The sequence below is a fragment of the Streptomyces sp. NPDC059696 genome (assembly GCF_042733745.1).
GTDB lineage: Bacteria > Actinomycetota > Actinomycetes > Streptomycetales > Streptomycetaceae > Streptomyces.
Genome location: NZ_JBHWFG010000012.1, coordinates 67051 through 88124, shown reverse-complemented (window position 1 = coordinate 88124; position 21074 = coordinate 67051). Strand labels below are relative to the sequence as shown.

Here is a 21074-nt window from a genome sequence, read left to right as displayed (position 1 = left end):
GGGGCCGGTGGCGCACGGCTGCGGCGGCTCGTCCGCGGCCCGGCGGCGCACGGCGGGCGGCGGCTCGTCCGCGGCCCGGTGGCGCCGGTAGCCTGGCCGGATGGCACTTGCATGCAACGCGCTGCCGCACTGCTTCCTCTGACGCCGCGGTGAGGACGGCGACGTGCCCGGTCACGTCGCCGTCCTCGGCGTACCCGCCCCCGGCCGCCGGTGCACGGCGACCGGCCGGCGCACGCCGACGCCTCACCGTCCGCCGCCCGCGCGTGCTGCGCCGCCCCGCCGCGGCCGCGCCGCGTTCCGAGGAGCACCCCTTGTCTTCCGATCGTCTCCTGTCCGTCCTGACCTGCCCGCTGTGCCCGTCCGCCCTTGAACGCACCGCCGGTGCGCTGCGCTGCGCGGAACGGCACACCTTCGACATCGCCCGCCACGGCTACGTCAGTCTGCTCACCGGCCACCGGCGGGCACCGAGCGCCGACTCCCCCGGCATGGTCCGCAGCCGCGCCGCGTTCCTGGGCGCCGGGCACTACGCCCCGCTCGCCCGCACCCTCGCGCGGCTCGCCTCGGAACTGGCCCCGCCCGACGGCATCGTGGTGGACGCCGGGGCCGGCACCGGCCACTATCTGGCCGCGGTCCTGGACGCCCTCCCCCGGGCGCTCGGGCTGGGGCTGGACAGTTCCACAGCCGCCCTGCGCACGGCCGCCCGGTCGCACGTTCGCGCGCGGGCCGCCGGCTGGGACGTGTGGCGGCCCTGGCCGGTGCGCACCGGCTGCGCCGACCTCGTCCTCAACGTGTTCGCGCCCCGCAACGGGCCCGAGTTCCACCGCGTCCTCGGCCCGGACGGCGCGCTGCTCGTCGTCACGCCCACCGGCCGGCACCTGCGCGAACTGCGCGGGCCCCTCGGGCTGCTGGAGGTCGACCCGAGGAAGGAGGAGCGGCTGCGCCGTTCCCTGGGCGTCACCTTCCGGCTCGAGGGCACCGAACTGCTGGAGTGGGTGATGCGGCTCCCGGCCGACGACGTCGCCTGCCTGGTGGGCATGAGTCCGACCGCTCATCACCTCACCGGCGGGCAACTGAGCGACCGGGTCGGGCGGTTGGGGGATCCGGTGCCGGTGACGGCGTCGTTCGCCGTGTCGGTGTACCGGCCGGTGCGGGCCGGTCAGTAGCCCTTGCGGGCGATGTGCTCCTGCTGTGCCGTCGTGAGCGTGTGGACCATGAGGGCCGCCGCCGCGGCCGCGGCCACGATCACCAGATCGGCGGCCAGCAGGGGCACGACGTCCTCGTAGGCACGGGCGATGACCTCGTCCGTGTCGTCGGCGTAGATGATGCCCACGCCGCCGGCCAGGCCGAGCAGCCACAGGCCCCACCACCAGTTGACGACGGTGGGCAGCGGCCGCTCGGGGAAGACCGAGCGGTGGACGTCCGCGACGACGCCCCGGGGTATCCACAGGTTCGCCACGGGCACGATCCAGCCCAGCCAGAGCCAGCCGTAGCCATGGACGAGTCGGGCGCCCGTCAGGGCCTTGGCGTTGTCCCGCATCTGGTCCAGCCAGAACAGGAACACGATCGCGCAGACGGCCGTGACGCCGGCACCGGCCGAGGAGACCAGGTGGTAGGAGTCCTCCAGGGCGTTCAGCGGGCGGTGCGCCCCGCCGTCCTGGCCGGGCGGGCCGGACGCCGGCTCGCCCGCGGCGGCGAGGCGGAGGTGCCAGACCGCCCGCACCACCCAGGCGGCCCCCGCGAGCGAGAGGGCGACGACTGCGCAGCGGGCCGCTCCCCGGACAGGACGCAGGGTGGGAGGAGGGCCGACCTGGACGGCATTCTGTTCGATCACCCGGTCATCCTGCCGCACGCAGCTCCGCGGCCCGGCCCTCCTCGTCGAACCGCACCCGCAGGACGTGGTCGACGGCGTCCCGGTCGAGGGGGCCGAACACGTGCGGGAACAGCACGTCGCCGGAGACCCCGGGTGGCGGGGCGGGGGCCGCCGCCTCCCATTCGACCCGGGCGGTGAGCCGCGTCTCGTCGAGGGCGAGCACCAGCAGGGGCCCCGGCGCGTCCCGGTAGAAGGCGTCGACGACGGCCAGCGTGGTCGCCTCGTCCGGGGAGCAGTGCACGAAGCCCTCCTCGGCGAGGGAGTCCGGCGCGTACGTCCGTCCGGTGGCGTCGGTCCAGACGGTGAGCGGTACGACGTGATAGATCATGGCCCCGTTATAGACGCCGACGGCGGCCCCGGGAGCCCCAGGGCGGCGACGGCCCGCCGGGTCGCCTCGGCGACCAGGGCGTCTGAGGGCTCGCTGCCGGGTCGGCTCCGCTCGGTCATGACGGCCAGGACGAGCGGCGCGCCGCGGGGCGGGTGGACGATCGCGATGTCGTTGGCCCGGCCGTGGTCGCCGGTGCCGGTCTTGTCGGCCACCTTCCAGTCGCCGGGGAGCCCGGCCCGGATGCGGCGGGCGCCGACGTCGGTGGCGTTGCGCGAGAGCCAGTCCATGAGCAGCCGCCGTTCCCCGGCGGGCAGGGCGGTGCCCAGGAGGAGCACGCGGAAGTCGGTGGCGATCGCCTGCGGGGTGGTGGTGTCGGCGGGGTCGCCGGGCGGCACGTCGTGCAGGTCGGGCTCGTAGTGGTCCATGCGGCTGACGGTGTCGCCGAGCCGGCGCAGGTAGGCGGTGAGGGCCGGCGGGCCGCCGATGTCGCGCATCAGGAGGTTGCCCGCCGTGCCGTCGCTGTGGCGGACGGCGGCGTCGCAGAGCTCGCGCAGGGTCATCCCGGTCTTCACGTGCCTGCCGGTGACCGGCGTCGTCGAGCGCAGGTCGGCCTCGGTGTAGGTGACGCGCCGGTCCAGGCCGCTCGCGGTGCGGTGGTGCAGCACGGCCGCCGCGGCCAGCGCCTTGAACGTCGAGCAGAACGCGAAGCGTTCGCCGGCCCGGTGCACGACCGTGGCACCGGTGCCCGTCGCGAGGGCGTAGACGCCGACGCGGGCGTCGTACGCGCGCTCCAGGTCCGCCAGCCGGGGGCGGTGGACCGGCGGCCCGCCCGACGGCCCGCCCGAGCGCCGGCCAGGGGGTGTGCCGGTGGGCGCGGACGACCGGGCCGGGTCACCGGCGGACCGGTCGCCGCTGCCGCAGGCGGACAGCGGCAGCACGGCCGCGGCGGCCAGCAGCGCACGGCGGGACGGAACGGCCCGGTCGGGGGTCATCGCGGTGCTCCTGTCAGGGCGGTCGTGCGGGGGCTGACAAAGCCGCCACCAGCGCGGGAGTCAGAGCTGGAACTCGGCCGGTGACACCCCCAGCGTCGCGCAGGCCTCGCGCAGGACCATCTGCTCGGCCTGGGAGAAGTCGCCGTCGGAACCGGCGATGACGATGCCCGTCTGGATCACGGCCCTGGCCTCGGTGGGCTTCTTGGCGGCCTTGGCGATCTCCTGCATCGCCTCGAACCTGCCGAGCTGGAAGTCGGCCGTCAGCTGGTCCACGTGCTTGTTGAAACGCTGCCGGAGCTGTTCCGGCGGGAAGTTCTGCAGGACGTCGTTGGTGAGGATCATGGACTCGACCTGCTGGCGCTCGGCCGGGTCGACCCGCCCGTCGGCCGCCGCGACCAGGGCGCACATGGCCATGCTCGCGTCCCGGTACGCCCCGCTCTTCAGCTCGTTCTTCAGCGAGCCGAGCTGCGTCTTCAGCAGGCCGACCAGCTGGGCCTTGCCGCCACCGCCGGGCCGCGCCGCGCCGCCGTGCCCACCGGTCGTCGCACCCCGCGCCCCCTGCCCCTGCTGGAGAGCCTTGGCCTGGTCCTTGAGCCGGTCCCACACTGCCATTGACGTCACCTCGGTACTAGTCGGCATCACCTGGCGCACCCGCTCACGCGCGCACACCCCTCCAACGCCCGGCCCCCGGGCAAAGGTTCCGCAAAGACGCAACGGCGACGGCCCGCACCCGGAAACCGGGCGCGGGCCGTCGCGGTGACGCGTGATGTGACGTCAGGCTCCGTCGCGCGAGCGGAGCCGCAGGCGCGGGGCGAGACGGAAGGCCGCGAAGCCCACCGCCGCCAGGCCGGCGGCCGCCGCGAGGAGGAGCCCGGTGCCGCCCGCGCCGGTGGAGGCGAGGCTGCCGCCGTCGAGGGCGGTGGACGTGCCGCCGCCGGTGGTCGAGGTGCCGTCACCGCCGGTCGTGCCGGAGGTGCTCGCGCTGGTCGACGGAGTCGGCTCGGCGGACGGGCTGGGGTCGGTCGTGGGGCTCGGGGACGGAGAGCCGGACGGGTCGCCGGGGCCGGGCTCCTGCGGGCCGTCGCCGGGGACGACCTCGACCGCGAACTGGGTCGTGGCGTCACCCACCGACGCGGCCACGGTGTAGGTGCCCGTGCCCTCACCGGCGGTCAGGGCGGGGGCGGTCGCCGTGCCCGAGCCGTCGGTCCTCACACGGACGACGCGGTCCTCGCCCCCGAAGCGGGGGGCGCCCTCGTCGCCGTCCTCGACGCGGAACTCCACCTCGGTGCCGGCCGGCACCGCCTGGCCCGACCTGACCACCCGGGCGAGCAGCGCGTCGGCGAAGTCCCGGCCCTGCTCGGCCTTCTGCTCGTTGCCGCCGACGGCGCTCACGGTGTAGGGGGACGCCTTGACCCGCACGGTGAAGGCCGTCGACGCGCCCAGGGTCTTCGCCCGGACGGTGAACGAGCCCTCCGTGCGGCTGCCCAGGCCGATCCACGGGGTCTGCGCACGCCCCTGGGCGTCGGTCGCCACGACGGTCTCGTCGTCGTCCGGGCCGCCGGTGAGGCGGAACAGCGGCTTCAGGCCGTCCGGGTCCTCAATGGTGAAGGTCACCGAGGTGTCGGTGACCGGCTCGCCGTCCTTGTCCCGGGCCACCACGGCCAGCGGCCGGACGTCGCTGCCCGGCCGGGTCGTGGCGTCGGTGCCGGAGACCTGGACCAGCCGGTCCGTCGTGGGGGACTGACGCCACTGCAGGACGATCCGGCCGGGGCCGCCGGGCGCGTTGACGCCGCCCTCGGCCACGCCCGAGTCGACGGGGTTGTCGGAGGACGCCCAGAAGGGGTCCTTCTTCTCCGGGGCCGTGTGCCCGTCGCCGGCGACCAGCCGGGCGTCGTCCACCCGGGCCGGCTCGGCGTAGCCGGAGCCGCCGCCACCGCTGCCGGTGGCCGGGTCGTCGCCGGTGGCCGAGCCGGTCTCGGTACCCGTGCCGCCACCGCCGCCCGCGTATCCGGCACCGCCGCCGCCACCGCCGTACCGGCCCGTGCCGCCGGCGCCGCCGGCCCCGCCCTTGGCGCGGTCGGCGCCCGCGGTGCCGTTTCCGGTGCCCGCGCCGCCCTTCGCGCCGGTGGCGCCCTTGCCGCCGCGGTCCTTCTCGGAGCCGTCCTGGCCGTTCTCGCCCCCGGCGGCACCGGCCTGGCCGTGGGCCATGTCGCCACCGCCGCCTCCGCCGCCGGCGACGACGAGCGCCGAGCCGGCGCTCGTGCGGATGGCGCTGCTGTTGCCGCCGCGTTCGCCCCCGCTGCCGCCCTGGCCGGCGAGCGCGTCACCGGAGCCCGGCCCGCCGACGGCGAGGCTCAGGACCTCTCCGGGGCTGACCTTCAGGGCACCGGCGACGAACCCGCCGGCCCCGCCGTACGCCATGGAGTTGCCCGCACCGCCCTCTCCCCAGACCCGTACGTCGAGACCGGTCACCCCGGACGGCACCGTGAAGTCCTGGCCGGAGTCGGCGGGCACGAACAGGCGGCAGCCGGAGAAGCCCTCCGTCGGCGCGCAGGCCTTCCCGGCGGGTGCCCGGCCGCCTGCGGCCGTGGCGGCCTGCGCACCCGTCAGGGCGGTGCCGGCGGCCAGCGCCACCAAGGTCAGGACCGCGGCGCCGCGCCGGATCCCGGCACGGCGCGACACGGCGGAACCGTGATGCATCAAGGGAACTCCCCCACTCGTCACGAACTCCCCCCCAGGGAGCCATGAAGTGCTCGATCAGAATCGAACATGACTAGTGGGACAGCTGATCAAACCTCAGACTCCTGGTCAACCGAGAATGGTTGGTTCCGGACGCGGGGACGTCCGGGCAGAGGGCGCGGACGATGTGGACGGCGAGGGCGTCGTCGATCGGGTGCGGCTTCGGGCGGCCGTTCTCGTCGAGCTCCTGATACTTCATCAGGTTCTGGGCGAGGGCGACCTGGCGCGTGCCGTCGCGGCTGGACAGCGCGAACGTGCCGGCGCCGAACACCGCCCCGTCGTGGCCCCAGAAGCGGCCGCAGCCGCGCAGTTCGAGGGAGTAGATGCCGAGGCCGTAGTCCATGCCGGAGACGGGGACCGTGCGCGTCATCTCGTCGAGTGAGGCCTTGCCGACCAGCTTCCCGCCGAGCAGGGCGCGGTAGAAGCGGTTCAGGTCGTCGGTGGTGGAGACGACGGAGCCCGCGGTGGACGCCCAGGACATGTCGTAGACGCTGAAGTCGCGCGGCGGGTCGAGCAGGCCGAACCAGGACTCGTACATGTGCGAGTGCGGCCCCTTGATGTACGGGGTGCGGGGCAGGTACGTGTGGCGCAGCCCGGCCCGGTCGATGACGTGCCGGGTGAGGTAGGCGCTCGCCTTCTGGCCGGTGACCTTCTCCAGCAGCAGCCCGGCGATGACGTAGTTGGTGTTGGAGTACGAGCCGGGCACCGTGCCGGGGCGTCCGGTGGCGGGCGCGGCGAGGCCCATCCGGACCAGCGCCTCGGGGCGTACGGAGCGGAAGCGCTCCTCTTCGAGACTGGCCGCCGAGCCCCGGGCGAGGGAGGGGAAGGCGCCCACGACGTAGTCGCCGATGCCGCTGGTGTGGTTCAGGAGCATGCGGACGGTGATGTCCCGGCCGCGCTCGCCGGGTATCAGGTCCGGGAGGTAGTCGCCGACGGGTGCGTCGAGCCGGACGCGCCCGCGCTCGACCTGCTGCATGACGCCCACCGCGGTGAAGGTCTTGCTGATGCTGCCCACCCGTTGCCGCATGTCCGGCGTGACGGGCCGCCCGGTGGTCACGTCGGCCACACCGGAGGCGCCGGTCCACCGCTCGCGGCCGTCCCGGACCGACGAGAAGACGCCGTACATGCCCGCCTCGTGGACGGCGTCCAGCGAGGCGCGCAGGGCGGGGCCGTCCAGGGACACCGGGGGCCCGGTGGTGGCGGCGCGCGCGGGCGCCGTGAGCAGGGCGGTGGTGGTCAGCAAGGTGGTGCCCAGAACGGTTCCGAGGAGCCGGGCGATACGCAACGCTTGTCCCTTCCCTGGTGTTCGAGTCCGTCGACTTTCGACTACATCTGTTCGAACAGGCAGGGATCATCGTCCGGGGCGGCGGACGGTTCCGGCATCCTTCCGAGGGATGATCGAAAACCGGCCGTGGGCAGGGGAGTTGGGGTGTTCCGCGAGGGGGGCGCAACATCAGCCCCGCAACCTCAAGGCGCCCGGGATCCGTCACCGGGCGCGGCAGCGGGAAGGCCGGTCCCGGCTCCCGAGCGGCACACGCGGGGACGCGACGGCCGGGTCCGGCCTTCCTCTGGCCGCAATCTGCCAGTCCGCGCCCCGCGGCGCCTCCCGGGAGGGCCCGAACGAGGGCGGACGGGGCGTGCCTGTGATGATGAGCGCATGTCGACCGTCGCCACGCTCGCGGTGCTGGCCCTCGCCGCGCTCCACGCCTACATCCTGGTGCTGGAAATGTTCCTGTGGACCACGCCGAGGGCCCGGGCGGCCTTCGGCACCAGTGCCGAGTTCGCCGCCGACACGAAGGCCCTGGCGGCCAACCAGGGCCTCTACAACGGCTTCCTCGCCGCCGGTCTGGTCTGGGGCGCGGTGGCGTCCGACCCCGTGGGCTTCCAGGTGTCCGTGTTCTTCCTGGTGTGCGTGGCGGTCGCGGGCGTCTACGGCGCCGCCACCGCGGCCCGGAAGATCCTCTTCGTACAGACCGTCCCGGCGCTGGCCGCCCTGGCGCTGGTGCTGGCCGCGCACTGACCGGCCCGGCGGGACGTCACCCGTCCCCGGCGACGGCCCGTTCCATGAGCCGGTCCGCCTCGGCCTCGGCCGTCGCGGGCGGCACCACGAGCAGGTCGTAGCGGCCCCGGCCGGGGGCGATCAGGCAGACCGTGTGGGGGGCGGTGGGCGAGTCGTCGTGGCCGACGTGCACCGGCTGCCCGGCGACGATCATCTGCTCCGGGCAGTCGGGCCAGGTCTCCCCGTGGACCAGGACGCTGGCGATGCGCCCCCAGGCGGGCGGCAGCACGCCCAGCAGCCCGGTCAGCTCCTCGGCCAGGTCGTCGGACCGGGGCCACCACGCGCCGTCGATACGGCGTGCCGTCCGGCCGTAGCGCGTCGGCTCGGCCAGTCGCAGCCGGACTTCCGGCGGTGCCGGGGGCGGGGGCGGGGACGAGGAGGCGGACGTCATCGGGGGCTCCTGCTGCGGACCGGGTGGGGGCCGGACAACCGGTTCGGCCACTGTCTGCGTACCCTCCGTTCCTTCACCGTACCCCGCGGGCCGGTACGGGCCGGGCCTGCCGCCCGCACCGATCAGGGGCGCCAGGTGGCCGCGCACGCACGGTCTCCTCGTGGGGAGGACGGGCCTCACCCCGAGGTCGTCACCGGCACCGCGGGGGTTGCCGGGCGGGCGGGCCCACCGGGGTGCGGCGCAACCCCGTCCGGCGGCCTTTCGGCCCGCCGGCCTGGGACAGGACATTCCGGGCGCTTTATTGCATTCCGTCGGTGATACTTGGGGGCATGAATACGGCTACGTATGCAGAACTGGCGGCGTCGTCAGATCACGCGGTCGCCGTGACCATCGCCTTCGTCTGCGGTCTGATCGTGGCCTGCGCGCTGATCTGGGCCGTGCGGGTCGGGATGCGGGTCATGGACAAGGACACCCATCACCCCGCTCCGGAGGAGCAGCCGCGCATGCCGGACGGCGGGCCGGTCCGCGAGAGCCGGGAGATGCGGGAGCCCGACGACGTGCCGGTCGTGACACGCGACGGTCAGCGGCTCATGCCGCATGAGCTCCACCGCGCGAGCACCAGGACCGGCAAGGACCAGAAACCGCGCCGCTGGTCGCCCGGATCCAGCGGATCCTTCGGCGGCGGCGGCCTCGGACGCACATGACCGCGCGCGGCCCGGGAGCCGGCGGGCCCCGGGCAGGCGGCACGACCGCCCGCCGCCGCGGACGCCGGGCGGCGGGCGGGGCCGCCCTGGCGCTGGGTCTGTCCGCCGTGCTCGCGGGGTGCAGCGACTACGACAGCCCTTCGGACACCGCGCGCAAGGCGGAATCCGCCGTGGGCTCGATCGCCTCGCAGGCCTCCGAGGCGGTGGAGTCGGCGACCGCCGAGGCCGGGCGGCGGCTCGACGACATCCAGGGCGGCGTCGACGTCAAGAACGACGTGACGACCGGTCCGCCCGTGACCGAATCCGACGGCCGGGTCCGCACGGAGGTCACCGCCCGCAACACCGACGACTCGACCCGCTCCTTCGCCGTCCAGGTCGACTTCCGGGACGCGGACGGGCAACTGGTCGACACGGTCATCGTCACGGTGGACCACGTCCAGCCCGGCCACTCCGCCACGGCCACGGCCCGCAGCACCCACGACCTCTCCGGCACCCCCCGCCCCGAGGTCACCCGAGCAGTCCGCTACTGACCACCACCCACGCGCGCCCTGAAGGGGCGCGGGGAACCGCACGACCGGCCCCTACGGCGCCGCACTCGCGCCACCGAAGGGGCGCGGGGAACTGCGCGACCAGCCCCTACGGTGCCGCAGCCGCAGACCGACCGGCACAGCCCGACCGACACCCCACGCGCCCCCGAAGGGGCGCGGGGAACTGCGCGACCAGCCCCTACGGTGCCGCAGCCGGAGAACAACCCGGCGCCGCCCTCACCCCCTCACCGCCCCAGCCACACCGTCGTGTCCGGCCCGACCAGCCCGTCCTCCAGCGGCGCGCTGCTCAGCAGCACCTCCCCCGGCGGCAGTTCGACCGCCGTGCCGGACAGGTTCGTGACGCACCGCCACCCCTCGCAGCGGTCGAACCGCAGCACACCCGCCGCCGCGTCCGCCGCCCACGTCAGCTCCTCGCCGTCGAGCAGCTTGCGCCGCAACCGCAGCGCCGTCCGGTACAGCTCCAGGGTCGAACCCTCGACACCGTCCTGCGCCTCCACGGCGTACGCGGCGAAGCCGGGCGGCTGCGGCAGCCACGCACCGCCGGGCCCGAAGCCGTACGACGGTCCGGTCGTCGTCCACGGCAGCGGCACCCGGCACCCGTCACGGCCCTTGCGGACGTGCCCCGTCTGCTCCCAGATCGGGTCCTGGAGCACCTCCGTGGGCAGGTCGGCGACCTCCGGCAGGCCGAGTTCCTCACCCTGGTAGACGTACGCCGAGCCGGGCAGCGCCAGCATCAGCAGGGTGGCCGCCCGGGCCCGCCGCAGCCCGGCCGCCTCGTCGACGGCCGGGGCGTGCCCGCCGGCCAGCAGCCAGGCGTTGAGGTCCGTGCCGGGCGGCAGCATCAGCCGGGAGGCGTGCCGTACGACGTCGTGGTTGGACAGCACCCAGGTGGCCGAGGCGCCCGCCGCCCGGGCCGTGGCGAGCGAGTCGGTGATGACCTGCCTCAGCTCCCCGGCGTCCCATCCGGCTTGCAGGTACTCGAAGTTGAAGGCCTGGCCCAGCTCGTCCGGGCGGGCGTACTGCGCACGCCGGGCCCCGGGCACCCACGCCTCGGCGACTGCCATGCGGGGCGGCCGGTAGGCGTCGAGGATCTTGCGCCAGTCGCGGTAGATCTCGTGCACGTCGTCACGGTCGTAGAAGGGGTGCGTGCCCGGCGGCATCGTGGTGAGGCCCTCCGCCCGGCTCAGCTCGGGCCGGCCGAGGTCGCGCAGGGGTTCGGCGAGGTCCTTGACGAGGGCGTGGGCGACGTCGACGCGGAACCCGTCGACCCCGCGGTCCGACCAGAAGCGCAGGGTGGTGCGGTAGTCGGCGCGGACCTCCTGGTTCTCCCAGTTGAGGTCGGGCTGTTCGGGGGCGAACAGGTGCAGGTACCACTGGCCGTCGGGCACCCGCTTCCAGGCGCTGCCGCCGAAGACGGACTGCCAGTCGGTGGGCGGGAGTTCGCCGTGCTCGCCGCGCCCGTCGCGGAAGACGTAGCGGTCGCGGGCCGCCGAACCGGGCCCCGCGTCCAGGGCCTCCTCGAACCAGGGGTGCCGGTGGGAGGAGTGATTGGGCACGATGTCGACGATGACCTTCAGGCCGAGCCGGTGGGCCTCGCCGACCAGGTCGTCGAAGTCGTCGAGGGTGCCCAGGCGCGGGTCGACGCCCCGCGGGTCGACGACGTCGTAGCCGCCGTCGGCGAGTTCGGACGGGTAGAAGGGGCTCAGCCACAGGGCGTCCACGCCCAGGGCGGCGAGATGACCGAGGCGGCGGGTGATGCCGCGCAGGTCGCCGAGTCCGTCGCCGTCGGCGTCGGCGAAGCTGCGGGGATAGATCTGGTAGACGACGGCCTGGCGCCACCAGTCCGGGTTCCGGGACGACAGGTCGAGGGTCGAGCGATCGGTCACGCGGTCTCCTTCGCAGGGCATACGGGCGACAGCATTGAATCTGTCCAGAATGCCGGAAAAAGGAACCATCGCGCTGATCGGAGTAATCCATTCCTGCTGTGACGAAAGTGTGAGGGCGATGCAACTCCCTTTGCATCACCGCAGGTTGACAGGGTGCCGCAGCGCCGCCACGATGGGGCCACTGAGGCACATGTGACCAATGAGCCCAGTGTTTCTCAGACCATTCACCTCCCGGTGCGGCCCGGCAGCCGCGCGCCGCGCGCTGCCCGCATGCCGTCACCCGGGTCCCTGAACACGCCAAGAAATGGGTTACGCATGTCCATAGGGAGACGTGTCACCGCGCGACGCCTGCTGGGGACGGGCGCCGCGGCCCTCGCCCTCTGCGCCGCCTCCGCCACGACCGCGTTCGCGCACGGTGCGCCCGGCGGCGACGGCTGGTCGTCCGGCGGCAGCTACCGGCCCGGCACGGGCGCGGGCACGGAGACCGGGACCGACCGCTGCCAGTTCTCGCTCGACGGCACCGCCTTCTACGACTCGGTCAAGGTCGACGACCAGAACCTGAAGCCCACCGAGGACGGCAAGGTCCACATCAAGGTGCGCACCGCCGGTGACGCGGCCACCTGCACGGCCTCCCTCGCCTCCTACCTGGCCCACGGCGCGACGTTCGCGACCTCCGGCGAGCAGGTGTTCGTCGACTTCGACACGGTCACGGTCAAGCCGGGCGGCACCGACTCGCTCGACATCGCCATCCCCGACAAGGGCTGCTTCGGGCAGATCGACCTCTACCGCGGCGCGGTGAAGTTCGACGGCGAGCGGGACGCCAAGGACGGCTTCGAGCACGGCGACCTGCCCAAGGGCCCGGACCGCCCGGTCATCAAGGACAAGCTGATCGCGGCCTGGAACGGCGGCACGAAGGACTGCACCACCCCGCCGCCGGCGGAGGAGGAGCCGCCCGCCTCCACGCCGCCCGCGAGCCCGTCCGAGCCGGTCGAGGAGACGACCCCTCCGGCGTCCCCGTCCGAGCCGGCCGAGCCCTCGACGCCGCCGTCCTCCGGCACGGACACGCCCACCCCGAGCGCCTCCGAGTCGACGCCCGTCGCGCCCAAGCCGAACGGCGGGGGCGGTGACCTCGCCGAGACCGGCGCCGACGGCAGCACCGGTCCGATCGCCCTCGGCGCGGCGGCCCTGCTCGCCGGCGGCGCGGCCCTGGTCGTCGTGACCCGCCGCCGCACGGCCAGGCGCGGCGCGTAAGGACACCCGGAACCGAACAGGGCCCGGTGTGCTGTCGTCCGGCGGCGACAGCACACCGGGCCCTGCCGTGCCCCCGCGGGCAGACCACCGCGGCCATCCCGGCCCGCAGGCTCGTCGCCTTGCGCAGCAGGCTCCGCATGACCGGCATCGGCGGGGCGAACGCCGCCCCACGGCGACCGCGGCCGTCACCGCGGCCAGGGCACTCCCGACGTCCGTGCCGTCGACCATCGATATCGATCGCTACCGATCGACGATCGATGGATCACAGCTCGACCGTCGCCAGATACAGCTTCACGTAACGCTCCACGTCCACGTCCAACCCCACGTCGACCAGCGGCTGTTCACGCGTGCCCTCGTGCAGCTCGGACTCGCCGGGCCGGGGGCGGCGGTCCACGATCGTCATACCGCGCGTGGGTCCGGGCGCGAGGGAGACCTCGACGGGGAGACGGTGGGTCGTCAGGCCCTCCGGATCGGCGACCGCGCACACCGCGCCCGCGTCACCGAGGCCGCCGGACGTCTCGGCGGGGTCGTCAGGGCGGCTGTCCGGATGAGCCGGGCGGTACGAGAGCAGCTCCCCGGCCAGCCGCGCCCCCGGCTCCCCGCTCGCGCGCAGCCTGCGCACGTCCGCCGCGGGGACCACGACCCGGTTGAACACGTCCAGCCCGTACATGGTGATCGGCACCCCGGCGGTGAGCAGGATCGCGGCCGCCTCAGGGTCGTGCCAGACGTTGAACTCCGCGACGGGCGTGGCGTTCCCGACGGCCGCCGCGCCGCCCATGAAGACGATCCGCTCGATGTTGCCGACCACCTCCGGATGGGTGCGCAGCAGCAGCGCGATGTTGGTGAGCGGGGCCGTCGGGACGAGGGTCACCGGGCGCGGGGAGGCGAGGATCTCGCGCCGCAGCAGCGTCACCGCGTCGACGTCTGCGGGCCCGCGGGACGGTTCCGGCAGCCCCAGGTCGCCCATGCCGTCCCGCCCGTGCACGTGCCGCGCCGAGCGGGGGGCCTCGATCAGCGGCCGCTCCGCGCCCCGGGCGACGGGGATGGGCGCAGCGCCCGCCTGCTCCAGCACGGACAGGGTGTTGCGCACGACGCCGTCGACGTCCGTGTTCCCGGCCACGCAGGTGATCGCCCGCACGTCGAGCGCCGGATGCCGTACGGCGAACAGCAGGGCGAGAGCGTCGTCGACACCGGTGTCGCAGTCGATGATCACCGGGATGGGCAGGCCGTCCGTCACGGCGGGGACTCCTTCCAGTGGCTCCGCGAGAAAAGCTCTGCGGGAAAGCTCCGCGGGAAAAGCTCCCCGGCAGCGACCCTACGGCCCGGGCGGCGCCCCGTCGCCGCTCCCGGCCGGGTCAGGACCGGCGCAGCGCCGTGACCTCGCACTCCAGCAGGACGTTCCGGCCGACCATGCCACAGGCTCCGCTGACGCCCCAGTCGTGGCGGTCGATGGCCGTCCGGCCCGGAGGAGTGCGCGGTCAACGGCCGACCGGGCCTGGTGGCCCGCAAGGACGGCGTCATCGTGTCGGTGCCGGCGTTCGACATCGCGGGCGACCGGATCCAGCACGTCCGGGCCGTGCTCGACCCCGACAAGCTCCGCCCCTGGACGGCCCGCTGACCGCGCCGTGGGCCACACGAACGGGCGCGGCGATGATTCCGGGCCCGCCGGACGGTCGTTACGGGCAGGAGACGACGAAGGAGTCCCGCCATGCCCGCACAGCGACCGACGACCGAGCTCGACCCCCGCTACAGCTCCGCGCTCAACCCCCGCCCGGGTGCCTCGGAGGTCACCGCCACCGACTGGGACGAGGCCCAGGGGCGGCTGGCGCACGCCGAGATCTTCTGGGTGTCCACCGTGCGGCCCGACGGCCGGCTGCACGTCACGCCCTGCATCGCCACCTGGCACGACGGGGCGCTGTACTTCTCCACCGGCCGCACCGAGCAGAAGGCCAGGAACCTCGCACACGACGCGCACTGCGCGCTGACCGCCGGCGCGAACTCCCTCACCAACGGGCTCGACCTCGTCGTCGAGGGCACCGCCGAGCCGGTCGCCGACCGGGCCCTGCTGGAGGAGGTGATCACGGCGTACGAGACGAAGTACGGGCCGCACATCACCTCCCCCGAGGGCACCTTCCACGGCATCGGCGACGCGATCCGCGGCGGCGACGTCGTGCTGTTCGCGGTGGCCCCGGACACGGCCTACGGCTTCGGCCGGGACAACGGCGTCTACAGCCACACCCGGTGGACGTTCTGACCCCGCCCTACGGCCGGTCCCACAGCCCGGTGCCGCGGGCCGCGACCCGGTCGCCGATCCGCCGCAGCAGCTCTGCGGCGGGCAGCGCGTCGAGCCGGCGGCCGTCGCGCAGGCGGGCCGCCACCAGGCCCGCGGCGGCCTCCCGCCCGCCGATCACCGCCTGGTACGGCACCAGCCGGGCCGCGCGGATCCGGGCGGCCAGGGTGCCCTGCCCGGGGCCGGCGGTCTCGGCACGCAGACCGAGCTCCCGGGCCCGTGCGGCCAGGGCGTCCGCGGCCTCGCACTGCTCCTGCGCCACCGGCAGGACCGCCAGCTGCACCGGCGCCAGCCACGGCGGGAACGCGCCGCCGTGCTCCTCGACGAGGTGGGCGACCGCGCGCTCCACACTGCCGATGACGCTGCGGTGCACCATGACCGGGCGGTGCTTCGCCCCGTCGGGGCCGATGTAGTGCAGGTCGAAGCGTTCGGGCTGGTGGAAGTCGATCTGCACGGTGGACAGGGTCGATTCCCGCCCGGCCGGGTCGGTGATCTGCACGTCGATCTTGGGGCCGTAGAACGCCGCCTCCCCCTCGGCCTCCTCGTACGGGATGCCGGAGCCGTCCATGACCTCCCGCAGCAGGGCGGTGGCACGCCGCCACAGCTCCGGGTCGGCCACGTACTTGCCGCCCTCCCCGGGCAGCGACAGCCGGTACCGGTGTGCGCGGATGCCCAGGTCCGCGTAGGCACGGCCGATCAGCTCCAGCGCGGCCCGGGCCTCCTCGACGGCCTGTTCCAGGGTGCAGAAGATGTGCGCGTCGTTGAGGGTGATGCCCCGCACCCGGGTCAGGCCGCCGAGGACGCCGGACAGCTCCGAGCGGTACATGCCGCCCAATTCGGCCATGCGCAGTGGCAGTTCGCGGTAGCTGCGGGAACGGGAGCGGTAGATCAGGGCGTGGTGGGGGCACAGGCTGGGGCGCAGCAGCACCTGTTCGGCGCCCAGCTCCATCGGCGGGAACATGTCGTCGCCGTAGTGGTCCCCGTGCCCGGAGATCTCGTACAGCTCGCGTTTGCCGAGGACCGGCGAGTACACGTGCCGGTACCCGGCCCGGCGCTCCGCGTCGCGGACGTACTCCTCCAGGGCGTGCCGCACGATCGCGCCGTCGGGCAGCCAGAACGGCAGCCCCGCGCCCATCAGCGGGTCGGTGTCGAACAGGTCCAGTTCACGGCCGAGTCGGCGGTGGTCGTGCATGGCGTGACTCCTCGCGGTGGGGAGGCGAGCACCACGCGACGAAGCCCCGGGGCACTCGCCCCGGGGCTTCGGACATCTGGTCAGCTGTCAGCGCGCCGGGACACTCTCCGGCGTCGTCGTGGAGGACGGGAACGGCTGGACGCGCTGCATGGGCGCGACGGTAACAGGGGGGTGCGCGGCGGGGCGACGGGTTTTCGGAAGGGCCGTACGCGGCCGACGCCGAAGCCGGCGGTGGCCCGGGCCGGTCACCCGGACGGCCCGTATCGCTGGTGGCCGGGCGGGCGCGGTGGTGCCGTAGGAGCACGTACCCGATCTTGGAGAGCGGCCCCGCCCGCAGGCGCCTCCATGAGCCCCCGCAGGAGGCACCCGATGACCCAGCCCGCGGCCACCTGTGCCCTCCTGGCCTCCGCGCTGTCCGTCACCGCCCTGCTGGCCACGGCCGGCTGCTCCGTCGAGGACGAGCCGCGGCCCCGGTGGTTCTCCGCCTCCGCGTCCGCCTCCGGCGCGTCCCCCGCCGTCGAGCAGCCGTCCGGCTCCGGGGCCGCCCTCACCGAGGCGCAGGCCCACGCCGCACTGGTCACCGAGGCCGACCTGGGGGAGCCGTGGGTGCCGTCCCGGGGGGCGCGGACCTGGCGGGACGGGCTGCTCAAGGCGACCACGGAGGACCAGGACTGCCAGCGGCTGCTGGACGTCCTCTACACGGAGGAGCCCTTCGGCACCCCCGAGGGCCCGCAGGCGACGTCCGCGCTCGACGACGACGACACCGACGCCCAGTTGCGCTACCGGGTCGCCGCCCATCCCCCGGCGGACGTGGACCGCGCGCTGGACTGGATGAGATCGCTGCCCGGCAGGTGCGGTGAGTTCACGGCCGCGACCACCCGCGGCGGCATCCAGGGCGTGGAGGTCCGCGACCTGCCGCTGCCGCCGGTCGGCGACGCCCGGCAGGCCCTGCGGGTCATGCTGGCCGGCGAGACGGAGGAGGGGGAACGCACGTACCTCACCATGGACATCGCCGCCGTCCGCGTCGGCCAGGAGGCGATCACCCTCACCAACGCGGGCCTCGACGAGGTCTACGAGGAGGTCACTCAGCAGGCCGCGCAGCTCGGTGCGCAGCGCCTGACGGAGATCAGGAAGCAGGGCAGGGCGCAGATCTGACGCGCCCCGCTCCCTACGGGTCCGACGCGCCGGTGACGCGTGCCGCTCCCTACGGGTCCGACGCGCTGGTGACGCGTGCCGCTCCCCGCGGGTCCGACGCGCCGGTGACGCCCCCCGCTCCCCGCGGGTCCGACGCGCTCGTGACGCCCCCCGCTCCCCGCAGATCAGACGCGCCCCCCTCACGCGGGTCTGACGCGTCCCGCTCCCCGCCGGTCAGTACGGGTCGAACCGCGTGCGGTGGGCGATCACGTCCCGCGCCACGTCCAGGGCGGTGCGCCCGTGCGCGAACGCGTCCGCCCGCAGCCGCGCGAGCGCGTCGTCCGCGGCAACGCCCAGCTGCGCCATGATCATGCCGACGGCCTGGTAGACCTCGTCGTGGTCGGTGGCCAGTCCGCTCAGCCAGTCGTCCCCGTCCGGTGTCCCGGGCTCGTCTCCGTGCGGCAGTGCCATCAGGGCCACGGTCATGACACCGGCCACGACGCGGGCCATGTGCAGCTGACGGTCGGTGAGCCCGCCCGGGCGGTCGCGGTACAGGTCGAGTGTGCCCACGCACACCGGGCCGCTGCCCAGCGGCACCGCGTACACCGCCCGCACCCCGGCCTCCGTGGCCTGCTGGGCGAAGACCGGCCAGCGCCCGGCGTCCCGGCCCGCGGTCAGGTCACTGGCGAGGACGGGCACACCGTCCTCCAGCGCGCTCTGGCACGGGCCGTCGCCCAGCGTCGCTTGGATCTGCGCCAGGTGCGCGGCCTGCTCGCTGCTCGCGCTCAGCTGCACGGGCATCCCTTCGCTGCGCAGCGACACGCTGGCGCCGATCACCGGCAGCAGTTCCACCGCCACCTCGCACAGCCGCCCCGGCACCTCCCCGGGCTCGGCGCCCCGCACACCCCTGGCGATGGCGTCGGCGGCCCGGGCACCGTCCGGGTCCGGGCCGCCGCCCCCGGCGCGGCCGAGGCCCGGGTCGCCGTCGGGGGCGTCTCCGGGATCGTCCCTGGGCAGCACGGCCACCGCCTCCTTCGCTCACGCATCGCGCGTCACCGGTTCCCGGGGCGGGGCCGCGACAGGGCCGGTCGCGTACGCCCCTGCCCTGTGAGGCCGTGGTGCGTGGTGCGGCCGGCCGTCCCCGCTTGCCCGGTGCCCGCCGCGCACTGGGGCCCGGACCCTCGGAACGTGCCCCGACTACCCGTTGCAGGTGCGACGAAACACCTGCCCGGAGGACCTCGTCGCAGGGTACGGCGTCGGCGTTCGCGTACAGGTCGTCCGGCTGCGAAGCCCACCGCCGCCCCAGGGCCGGGCGGTGAGGACCTGGTGACGTCACAGGGGAGGACGCGCGAGTGCGAGCCCCAGGGGTCGGTGCCGCACCTGGCTTCCCCACAGCGGAGGCCGCGCGAGTGCGAGCCCCAGCGGTCGGTGCCGCACCTGGCTTCCTCACAGCGGAGGCCGCGCAGGTGCGGACGCGAGGGGCCGGCAGCGCACCCAGCCCCCTCCCTCACAGGGGAGGCTGCGCGGGCGCGGGACCGAGGGTGGTGGTGCCGGGGGCCGTGCGGTGGCCGAGGCCCGTCCGGTAGGCGTCCAGGGCCGCCTCCACCCGCCCGGTCCGCCGCAGCAGGTCGCCCAGCAGCCGGCACAGGTCGGCCAGGTCACCGGCGGCACCGGCCCGCTCCAGCAGGCTCAGGGCACGGACGTAGTGCTCCTCGGCGTCCTCGGTGCGGCGGGCGTCCTCGGCGATGATGCCGAGCAGCCGGTGCGCGGCGGCGGCGTGCACGGCACCGCGCTCGGGCGACAGCTGCCCGAGGACGTCGTGCAGCAGGGCCGAGGCCTCCTCGGACCTGCCGCGCCGGTGGAGCACGTCGGCCAGCTCGACGGTGACCTGGCTGCTGTAGAGGGCGGCACGCTGGGCCGACAGCATGCCGAGGGCCTGCCGCAGTTCCTCCTCGGCGCGTTCCAGCCGGCCCTCCTGGGCGTAGACGTAGCCGCGCATCCAGTGGCAGTTGGCCAGTTCGGTACGCAGGCGCAGGCCGCGGTAGAGCTCGGCGGCCTTGGCGAGGGAGGCGTCGGCCTCGGCGAGGCGGCCCTCGGCGACCAGGGTGCGGGCGACGGACCGGTGCATGCGGGCGACCAGGGCGGGGTCGCCGGACTGCGGGGCGAGGGCCAGGGCGAACTCGGCGGCCTGGGCGGCGCGTGCGTGGGCGCCCATGTCCATGTACGGGCCGATGGCGCTGGCGTAGAGCAGCAGCAGGGCGTCCGGGTCGTGCAGTCCGCCGCGGTTGAGTGCGTCGAGGGTGGTCTCCAGCAGGTAGACCGCGTAACGGAGTTCACCGGCGAGGTAGTGGGCCACGGCCCGGCCGCGCAGGGCCGGGACCCGGGCGGGCAGGGGGGCGTCGGCCAGACACTCCTCGGCGCGCTCGAAGTACTGCCGGCCGGCCACGAGCTCACCGGTCTCCAGGGCGCACTCGCCGAGCCCGAGCAGGGCGGCGGACCGCTCGGCGGCCAGGGAGTGCGTCTCGGCCTCGGCGAGCAGTTCGGCGTACTGCGCGGCCGCCGCCTCGGTGTCGCCGACGGCGAAGGTGCGCTGGGCCTCGGTCAGCCGCAGCCGCAGTCCGGTGACGAGCCGGGCCGAGCGTCCGCCGGCGAGTTCCTCGAAGGCGACGCCCAGCCGCTCCGCGAGATGCCGCAGGGCGTCGTCGGAGGGCCGCACCCGGCCCGACTCGAGGGTGGAGATGTAGGCGGGGGTGTACACGGGTTCCGCCAACTGCCGTTGCGTCAGCCCGCGTTCCACCCGCAACCGCTGCACCCGGCGCCCGATGGTTCCCGGATCGTCACGCTCTCCCACGCCAACTCCCCCTGCGACTCTTGCCGTTCGCCCTGAACTGCCCCTAGGTTAAACGGAGTGTTAAGCGGGATTGTCGCACTCGCTTAATACCTCGCCGCCGTAGTCGCCGCCCCTGTTGCGAGGTCGCCGTGCTCGAACGCACACGCACCACCGAGCGGTACGCCCGAGGCTTCACCGCCGCCCTCGTCGCGGTGGCGACCCTCCTCCTGGCGGCGAACGCGGGCCCGGCCCGGGCAGCGGAACCACCGGCCACCCACGCCACACATACAGCCGATCAGCGCCACGGCTGAGGGGGCCTTGGTGCGCCTCCGTACCTGATCCGCGAATCGAACACAGACCGGAGTCCTCGAAACGGGTCTCCTCCCCTCTCCGTCCTGGGCACACTGTGATCCATGACTCAGTACGCGGAGTTGTTGCTGGACGACAGCACGGTCATACGCCTGGAGCTGTCACCGGTCGGGGAGCCACCGGCCGACGCCGGGACAGCCGGCACCGATGAGCTGCAGGAGTACGAAGAAGTACCGGACGGCATGCGGGGCTCGGAGCCGGTCGGACGGTTCAGCGATGCCGCACGGGTCCTCGCCGGCGGCACCATGCGCCGCGTGCTGAGCCCCCTCGGGCCACTGCTGCGGGAGGTGCATGCCGTCGTCACGTCGGTGGACGACCCGCCGCAGGAGTTCAGCGTCGAGTTCGGCCTGCAGCTCGGGCAGGACCTGAAACTCGGCATCGTGGGCGTCAACAGCGCGAGCAGCCTGAAGGTGTCGGCGACCTGGCGGCCCGTCCCGGACCCCGCCGTCTAGGGCCTTCCCTTGCCCTGGTTCTCCGCGCCGGGCCCGTCC

At 74.6% G+C, this 21074-nt stretch carries 21 protein-coding genes; 9 read left to right on the top strand and 12 right to left on the bottom strand.

Translation table 11 applies throughout. The features are described 5' to 3' along the window. The first annotated feature begins 311 nt into the window (after positions 1 to 311). Positions 312 to 1163: a putative RNA methyltransferase gene (locus ACFV20_RS15745; protein ID WP_385656632.1), complete on the top strand. Its 852-nt coding sequence runs from the start codon at positions 312 to 314 to the stop codon at positions 1161 to 1163. Here the strand turns inward: ACFV20_RS15745 and ACFV20_RS15740 are convergent. The 6 genes from ACFV20_RS15740 to ACFV20_RS15715 all read right to left on the bottom strand — a co-directional run bounded on the left by ACFV20_RS15740 (position 1157) and on the right by ACFV20_RS15715 (position 7214). Continuing rightward, positions 1157 to 1831, bottom strand: a complete 675-nt coding sequence (locus ACFV20_RS15740) for a DUF4328 domain-containing protein (protein ID WP_385656629.1) — start codon at positions 1829 to 1831, stop codon at positions 1157 to 1159. The two genes, ACFV20_RS15745 and ACFV20_RS15740, sit on opposite strands and share 7 nt — an antisense overlap. Before the next feature lie 4 nt (positions 1832 to 1835). Continuing rightward, positions 1836 to 2198: a DUF952 domain-containing protein gene (locus ACFV20_RS15735; RefSeq protein ID WP_385656626.1), complete on the bottom strand. Its 363-nt coding sequence runs from the start codon at positions 2196 to 2198 to the stop codon at positions 1836 to 1838. Beyond that, the gene (gene bla / locus ACFV20_RS15730; protein ID WP_385656624.1) at positions 2195 to 3190 is read right to left on the bottom strand and encodes a class A beta-lactamase; all 996 of its coding nucleotides are present in this window, start codon (positions 3188 to 3190) and stop codon (positions 2195 to 2197) included. Before bla ends, ACFV20_RS15735 begins: the two co-directional genes overlap by 4 nt. Before the next feature lie 60 nt (positions 3191 to 3250). Beyond that, entirely contained in the window at positions 3251 to 3802 is a 552-nt protein-coding gene (locus tag ACFV20_RS15725; protein ID WP_385656622.1) for a tellurite resistance TerB family protein, read from the bottom strand. A gap of 162 nt (positions 3803 to 3964) precedes the next feature. Next, complete coding sequence (locus ACFV20_RS15720; protein WP_385656619.1) at positions 3965 to 5872, bottom strand: glycine-rich protein; 1908 nt, start codon at positions 5870 to 5872, stop codon at positions 3965 to 3967. A gap of 91 nt (positions 5873 to 5963) precedes the next feature. Further along, positions 5964 to 7214 (bottom strand): serine hydrolase domain-containing protein, encoded by a 1251-nt coding sequence (locus ACFV20_RS15715; RefSeq protein WP_385656616.1) that lies wholly within the window; start codon positions 7212 to 7214, stop codon positions 5964 to 5966. Positions 7215 to 7586: 372 nt separating this feature from the next. Between ACFV20_RS15715 and ACFV20_RS15710 the strand changes: the two genes are divergently transcribed. Next, positions 7587 to 7949, top strand: coding sequence for a DUF1304 domain-containing protein (locus ACFV20_RS15710; protein ID WP_385656613.1), 363 nt, complete (start codon positions 7587 to 7589; stop codon positions 7947 to 7949). Between the two features lie 16 nt (positions 7950 to 7965). Here the strand turns inward: ACFV20_RS15710 and ACFV20_RS15705 are convergent, their stop codons facing one another. Next, entirely contained in the window at positions 7966 to 8379 is a 414-nt protein-coding gene (locus tag ACFV20_RS15705; protein ID WP_385656610.1) for a DUF5994 family protein, read from the bottom strand. A gap of 329 nt (positions 8380 to 8708) precedes the next feature. Between ACFV20_RS15705 and ACFV20_RS15700 the strand changes: the two genes are divergently transcribed. Next, positions 8709 to 9083, top strand: coding sequence for a DUF6479 family protein (locus ACFV20_RS15700; RefSeq protein WP_385656608.1), 375 nt, complete (start codon positions 8709 to 8711; stop codon positions 9081 to 9083). Continuing rightward, positions 9080 to 9613, top strand: coding sequence for an FxLYD domain-containing protein (locus ACFV20_RS15695; protein ID WP_385656606.1), 534 nt, complete (start codon positions 9080 to 9082; stop codon positions 9611 to 9613). Before ACFV20_RS15700 ends, ACFV20_RS15695 begins: the two co-directional genes overlap by 4 nt. 242 nt (positions 9614 to 9855) lie before the next feature. Here the strand turns inward: ACFV20_RS15695 and ACFV20_RS15690 are convergent, their stop codons facing one another. Further along, a complete protein-coding gene (locus ACFV20_RS15690; RefSeq protein ID WP_385656603.1) occupies positions 9856 to 11538 on the bottom strand; it encodes a glycoside hydrolase family 13 protein in 1683 nt (560 codons plus the stop codon). Between the two features lie 294 nt (positions 11539 to 11832). Here ACFV20_RS15690 and ACFV20_RS15685 point away from each other — a divergent pair, with 294 nt between their 5' ends. Continuing rightward, complete coding sequence (locus ACFV20_RS15685) at positions 11833 to 12768, top strand: LAETG motif-containing sortase-dependent surface protein (RefSeq protein ID WP_385656600.1); 936 nt, start codon at positions 11833 to 11835, stop codon at positions 12766 to 12768. A 262-nt stretch (positions 12769 to 13030) separates the two neighbouring features. Here the strand turns inward: ACFV20_RS15685 and ACFV20_RS15680 are convergent, their stop codons facing one another. Continuing rightward, positions 13031 to 14005 carry a nucleoside hydrolase gene (locus ACFV20_RS15680; protein ID WP_385656597.1) on the bottom strand — a complete coding sequence of 325 codons (975 nt, stop codon included), beginning with the start codon at positions 14003 to 14005 and terminating at the stop codon, positions 13031 to 13033. Between the two features lie 471 nt (positions 14006 to 14476). Between ACFV20_RS15680 and ACFV20_RS15675 the strand changes: the two genes are divergently transcribed. Then, positions 14477 to 15022 carry a pyridoxamine 5'-phosphate oxidase family protein gene (locus tag ACFV20_RS15675; RefSeq protein WP_385656594.1) on the top strand — a complete coding sequence of 182 codons (546 nt, stop codon included), beginning with the start codon at positions 14477 to 14479 and terminating at the stop codon, positions 15020 to 15022. A gap of 7 nt (positions 15023 to 15029) precedes the next feature. Here ACFV20_RS15675 and thrS read toward each other — a convergent pair whose 3' ends face one another. Beyond that, a complete protein-coding gene (gene thrS / locus ACFV20_RS15670) occupies positions 15030 to 16250 on the bottom strand; it encodes a threonine--tRNA ligase (protein ID WP_385656591.1) in 1221 nt (406 codons plus the stop codon). A gap of 369 nt (positions 16251 to 16619) precedes the next feature. On the opposite strand from thrS, the gene ACFV20_RS15665 reads away from it, so the two are divergent. Beyond that, complete coding sequence (locus ACFV20_RS15665) at positions 16620 to 17405, top strand: hypothetical protein (RefSeq protein ID WP_385656588.1); 786 nt, start codon at positions 16620 to 16622, stop codon at positions 17403 to 17405. Between the two features lie 213 nt (positions 17406 to 17618). On the opposite strand, the gene ACFV20_RS15660 is transcribed toward ACFV20_RS15665, so the two are convergent. Continuing rightward, positions 17619 to 18410 carry a GAF and ANTAR domain-containing protein gene (locus tag ACFV20_RS15660; protein WP_385656586.1) on the bottom strand — a complete coding sequence of 264 codons (792 nt, stop codon included), beginning with the start codon at positions 18408 to 18410 and terminating at the stop codon, positions 17619 to 17621. 481 nt (positions 18411 to 18891) lie between these two features. Beyond that, positions 18892 to 20235 (bottom strand): tetratricopeptide repeat protein, encoded by a 1344-nt coding sequence (locus tag ACFV20_RS15655; protein WP_385656583.1) that lies wholly within the window; start codon positions 20233 to 20235, stop codon positions 18892 to 18894. A gap of 128 nt (positions 20236 to 20363) precedes the next feature. Between ACFV20_RS15655 and ACFV20_RS15650 the strand changes: the two genes are divergently transcribed. After that, positions 20364 to 20525: a hypothetical protein gene (locus tag ACFV20_RS15650; RefSeq protein WP_385656581.1), complete on the top strand. Its 162-nt coding sequence runs from the start codon at positions 20364 to 20366 to the stop codon at positions 20523 to 20525. A gap of 102 nt (positions 20526 to 20627) precedes the next feature. Then, positions 20628 to 21035, top strand: a complete 408-nt coding sequence (locus ACFV20_RS15645; protein ID WP_385656578.1) for a CU044_2847 family protein — start codon at positions 20628 to 20630, stop codon at positions 21033 to 21035. The last annotated feature ends 39 nt before the right edge of the window (positions 21036 to 21074 follow it).

Coding starts and splice junctions, on each gene's coding strand:
- ACFV20_RS15735 (WP_385656626.1), bottom strand. CDS start 2,198: ATGATCTATCACGTCGTACCGCTCACCGTCTGGACCGACGCCACCGGA.
- bla (WP_385656624.1), bottom strand. CDS start 3,190: ATGACCCCCGACCGGGCCGTTCCGTCCCGCCGTGCGCTGCTGGCCGCC.
- ACFV20_RS15725 (WP_385656622.1), bottom strand. CDS start 3,802: ATGGCAGTGTGGGACCGGCTCAAGGACCAGGCCAAGGCTCTCCAGCAG.
- ACFV20_RS15710 (WP_385656613.1), top strand. CDS start 7,587: ATGTCGACCGTCGCCACGCTCGCGGTGCTGGCCCTCGCCGCGCTCCAC.
- ACFV20_RS15705 (WP_385656610.1), bottom strand. CDS start 8,379: ATGACGTCCGCCTCCTCGTCCCCGCCCCCGCCCCCGGCACCGCCGGAA.
- ACFV20_RS15700 (WP_385656608.1), top strand. CDS start 8,709: ATGAATACGGCTACGTATGCAGAACTGGCGGCGTCGTCAGATCACGCG.
- ACFV20_RS15695 (WP_385656606.1), top strand. CDS start 9,080: ATGACCGCGCGCGGCCCGGGAGCCGGCGGGCCCCGGGCAGGCGGCACG.
- ACFV20_RS15690 (WP_385656603.1), bottom strand. CDS start 11,538: ATGCCCTGCGAAGGAGACCGCGTGACCGATCGCTCGACCCTCGACCTG.
- ACFV20_RS15685 (WP_385656600.1), top strand. CDS start 11,833: ATGTCCATAGGGAGACGTGTCACCGCGCGACGCCTGCTGGGGACGGGC.
- ACFV20_RS15675 (WP_385656594.1), top strand. CDS start 14,477: ATGCCCGCACAGCGACCGACGACCGAGCTCGACCCCCGCTACAGCTCC.
- thrS (WP_385656591.1), bottom strand. CDS start 16,250: ATGCACGACCACCGCCGACTCGGCCGTGAACTGGACCTGTTCGACACC.
- ACFV20_RS15665 (WP_385656588.1), top strand. CDS start 16,620: ATGACCCAGCCCGCGGCCACCTGTGCCCTCCTGGCCTCCGCGCTGTCC.
- ACFV20_RS15645 (WP_385656578.1), top strand. CDS start 20,628: ATGACTCAGTACGCGGAGTTGTTGCTGGACGACAGCACGGTCATACGC.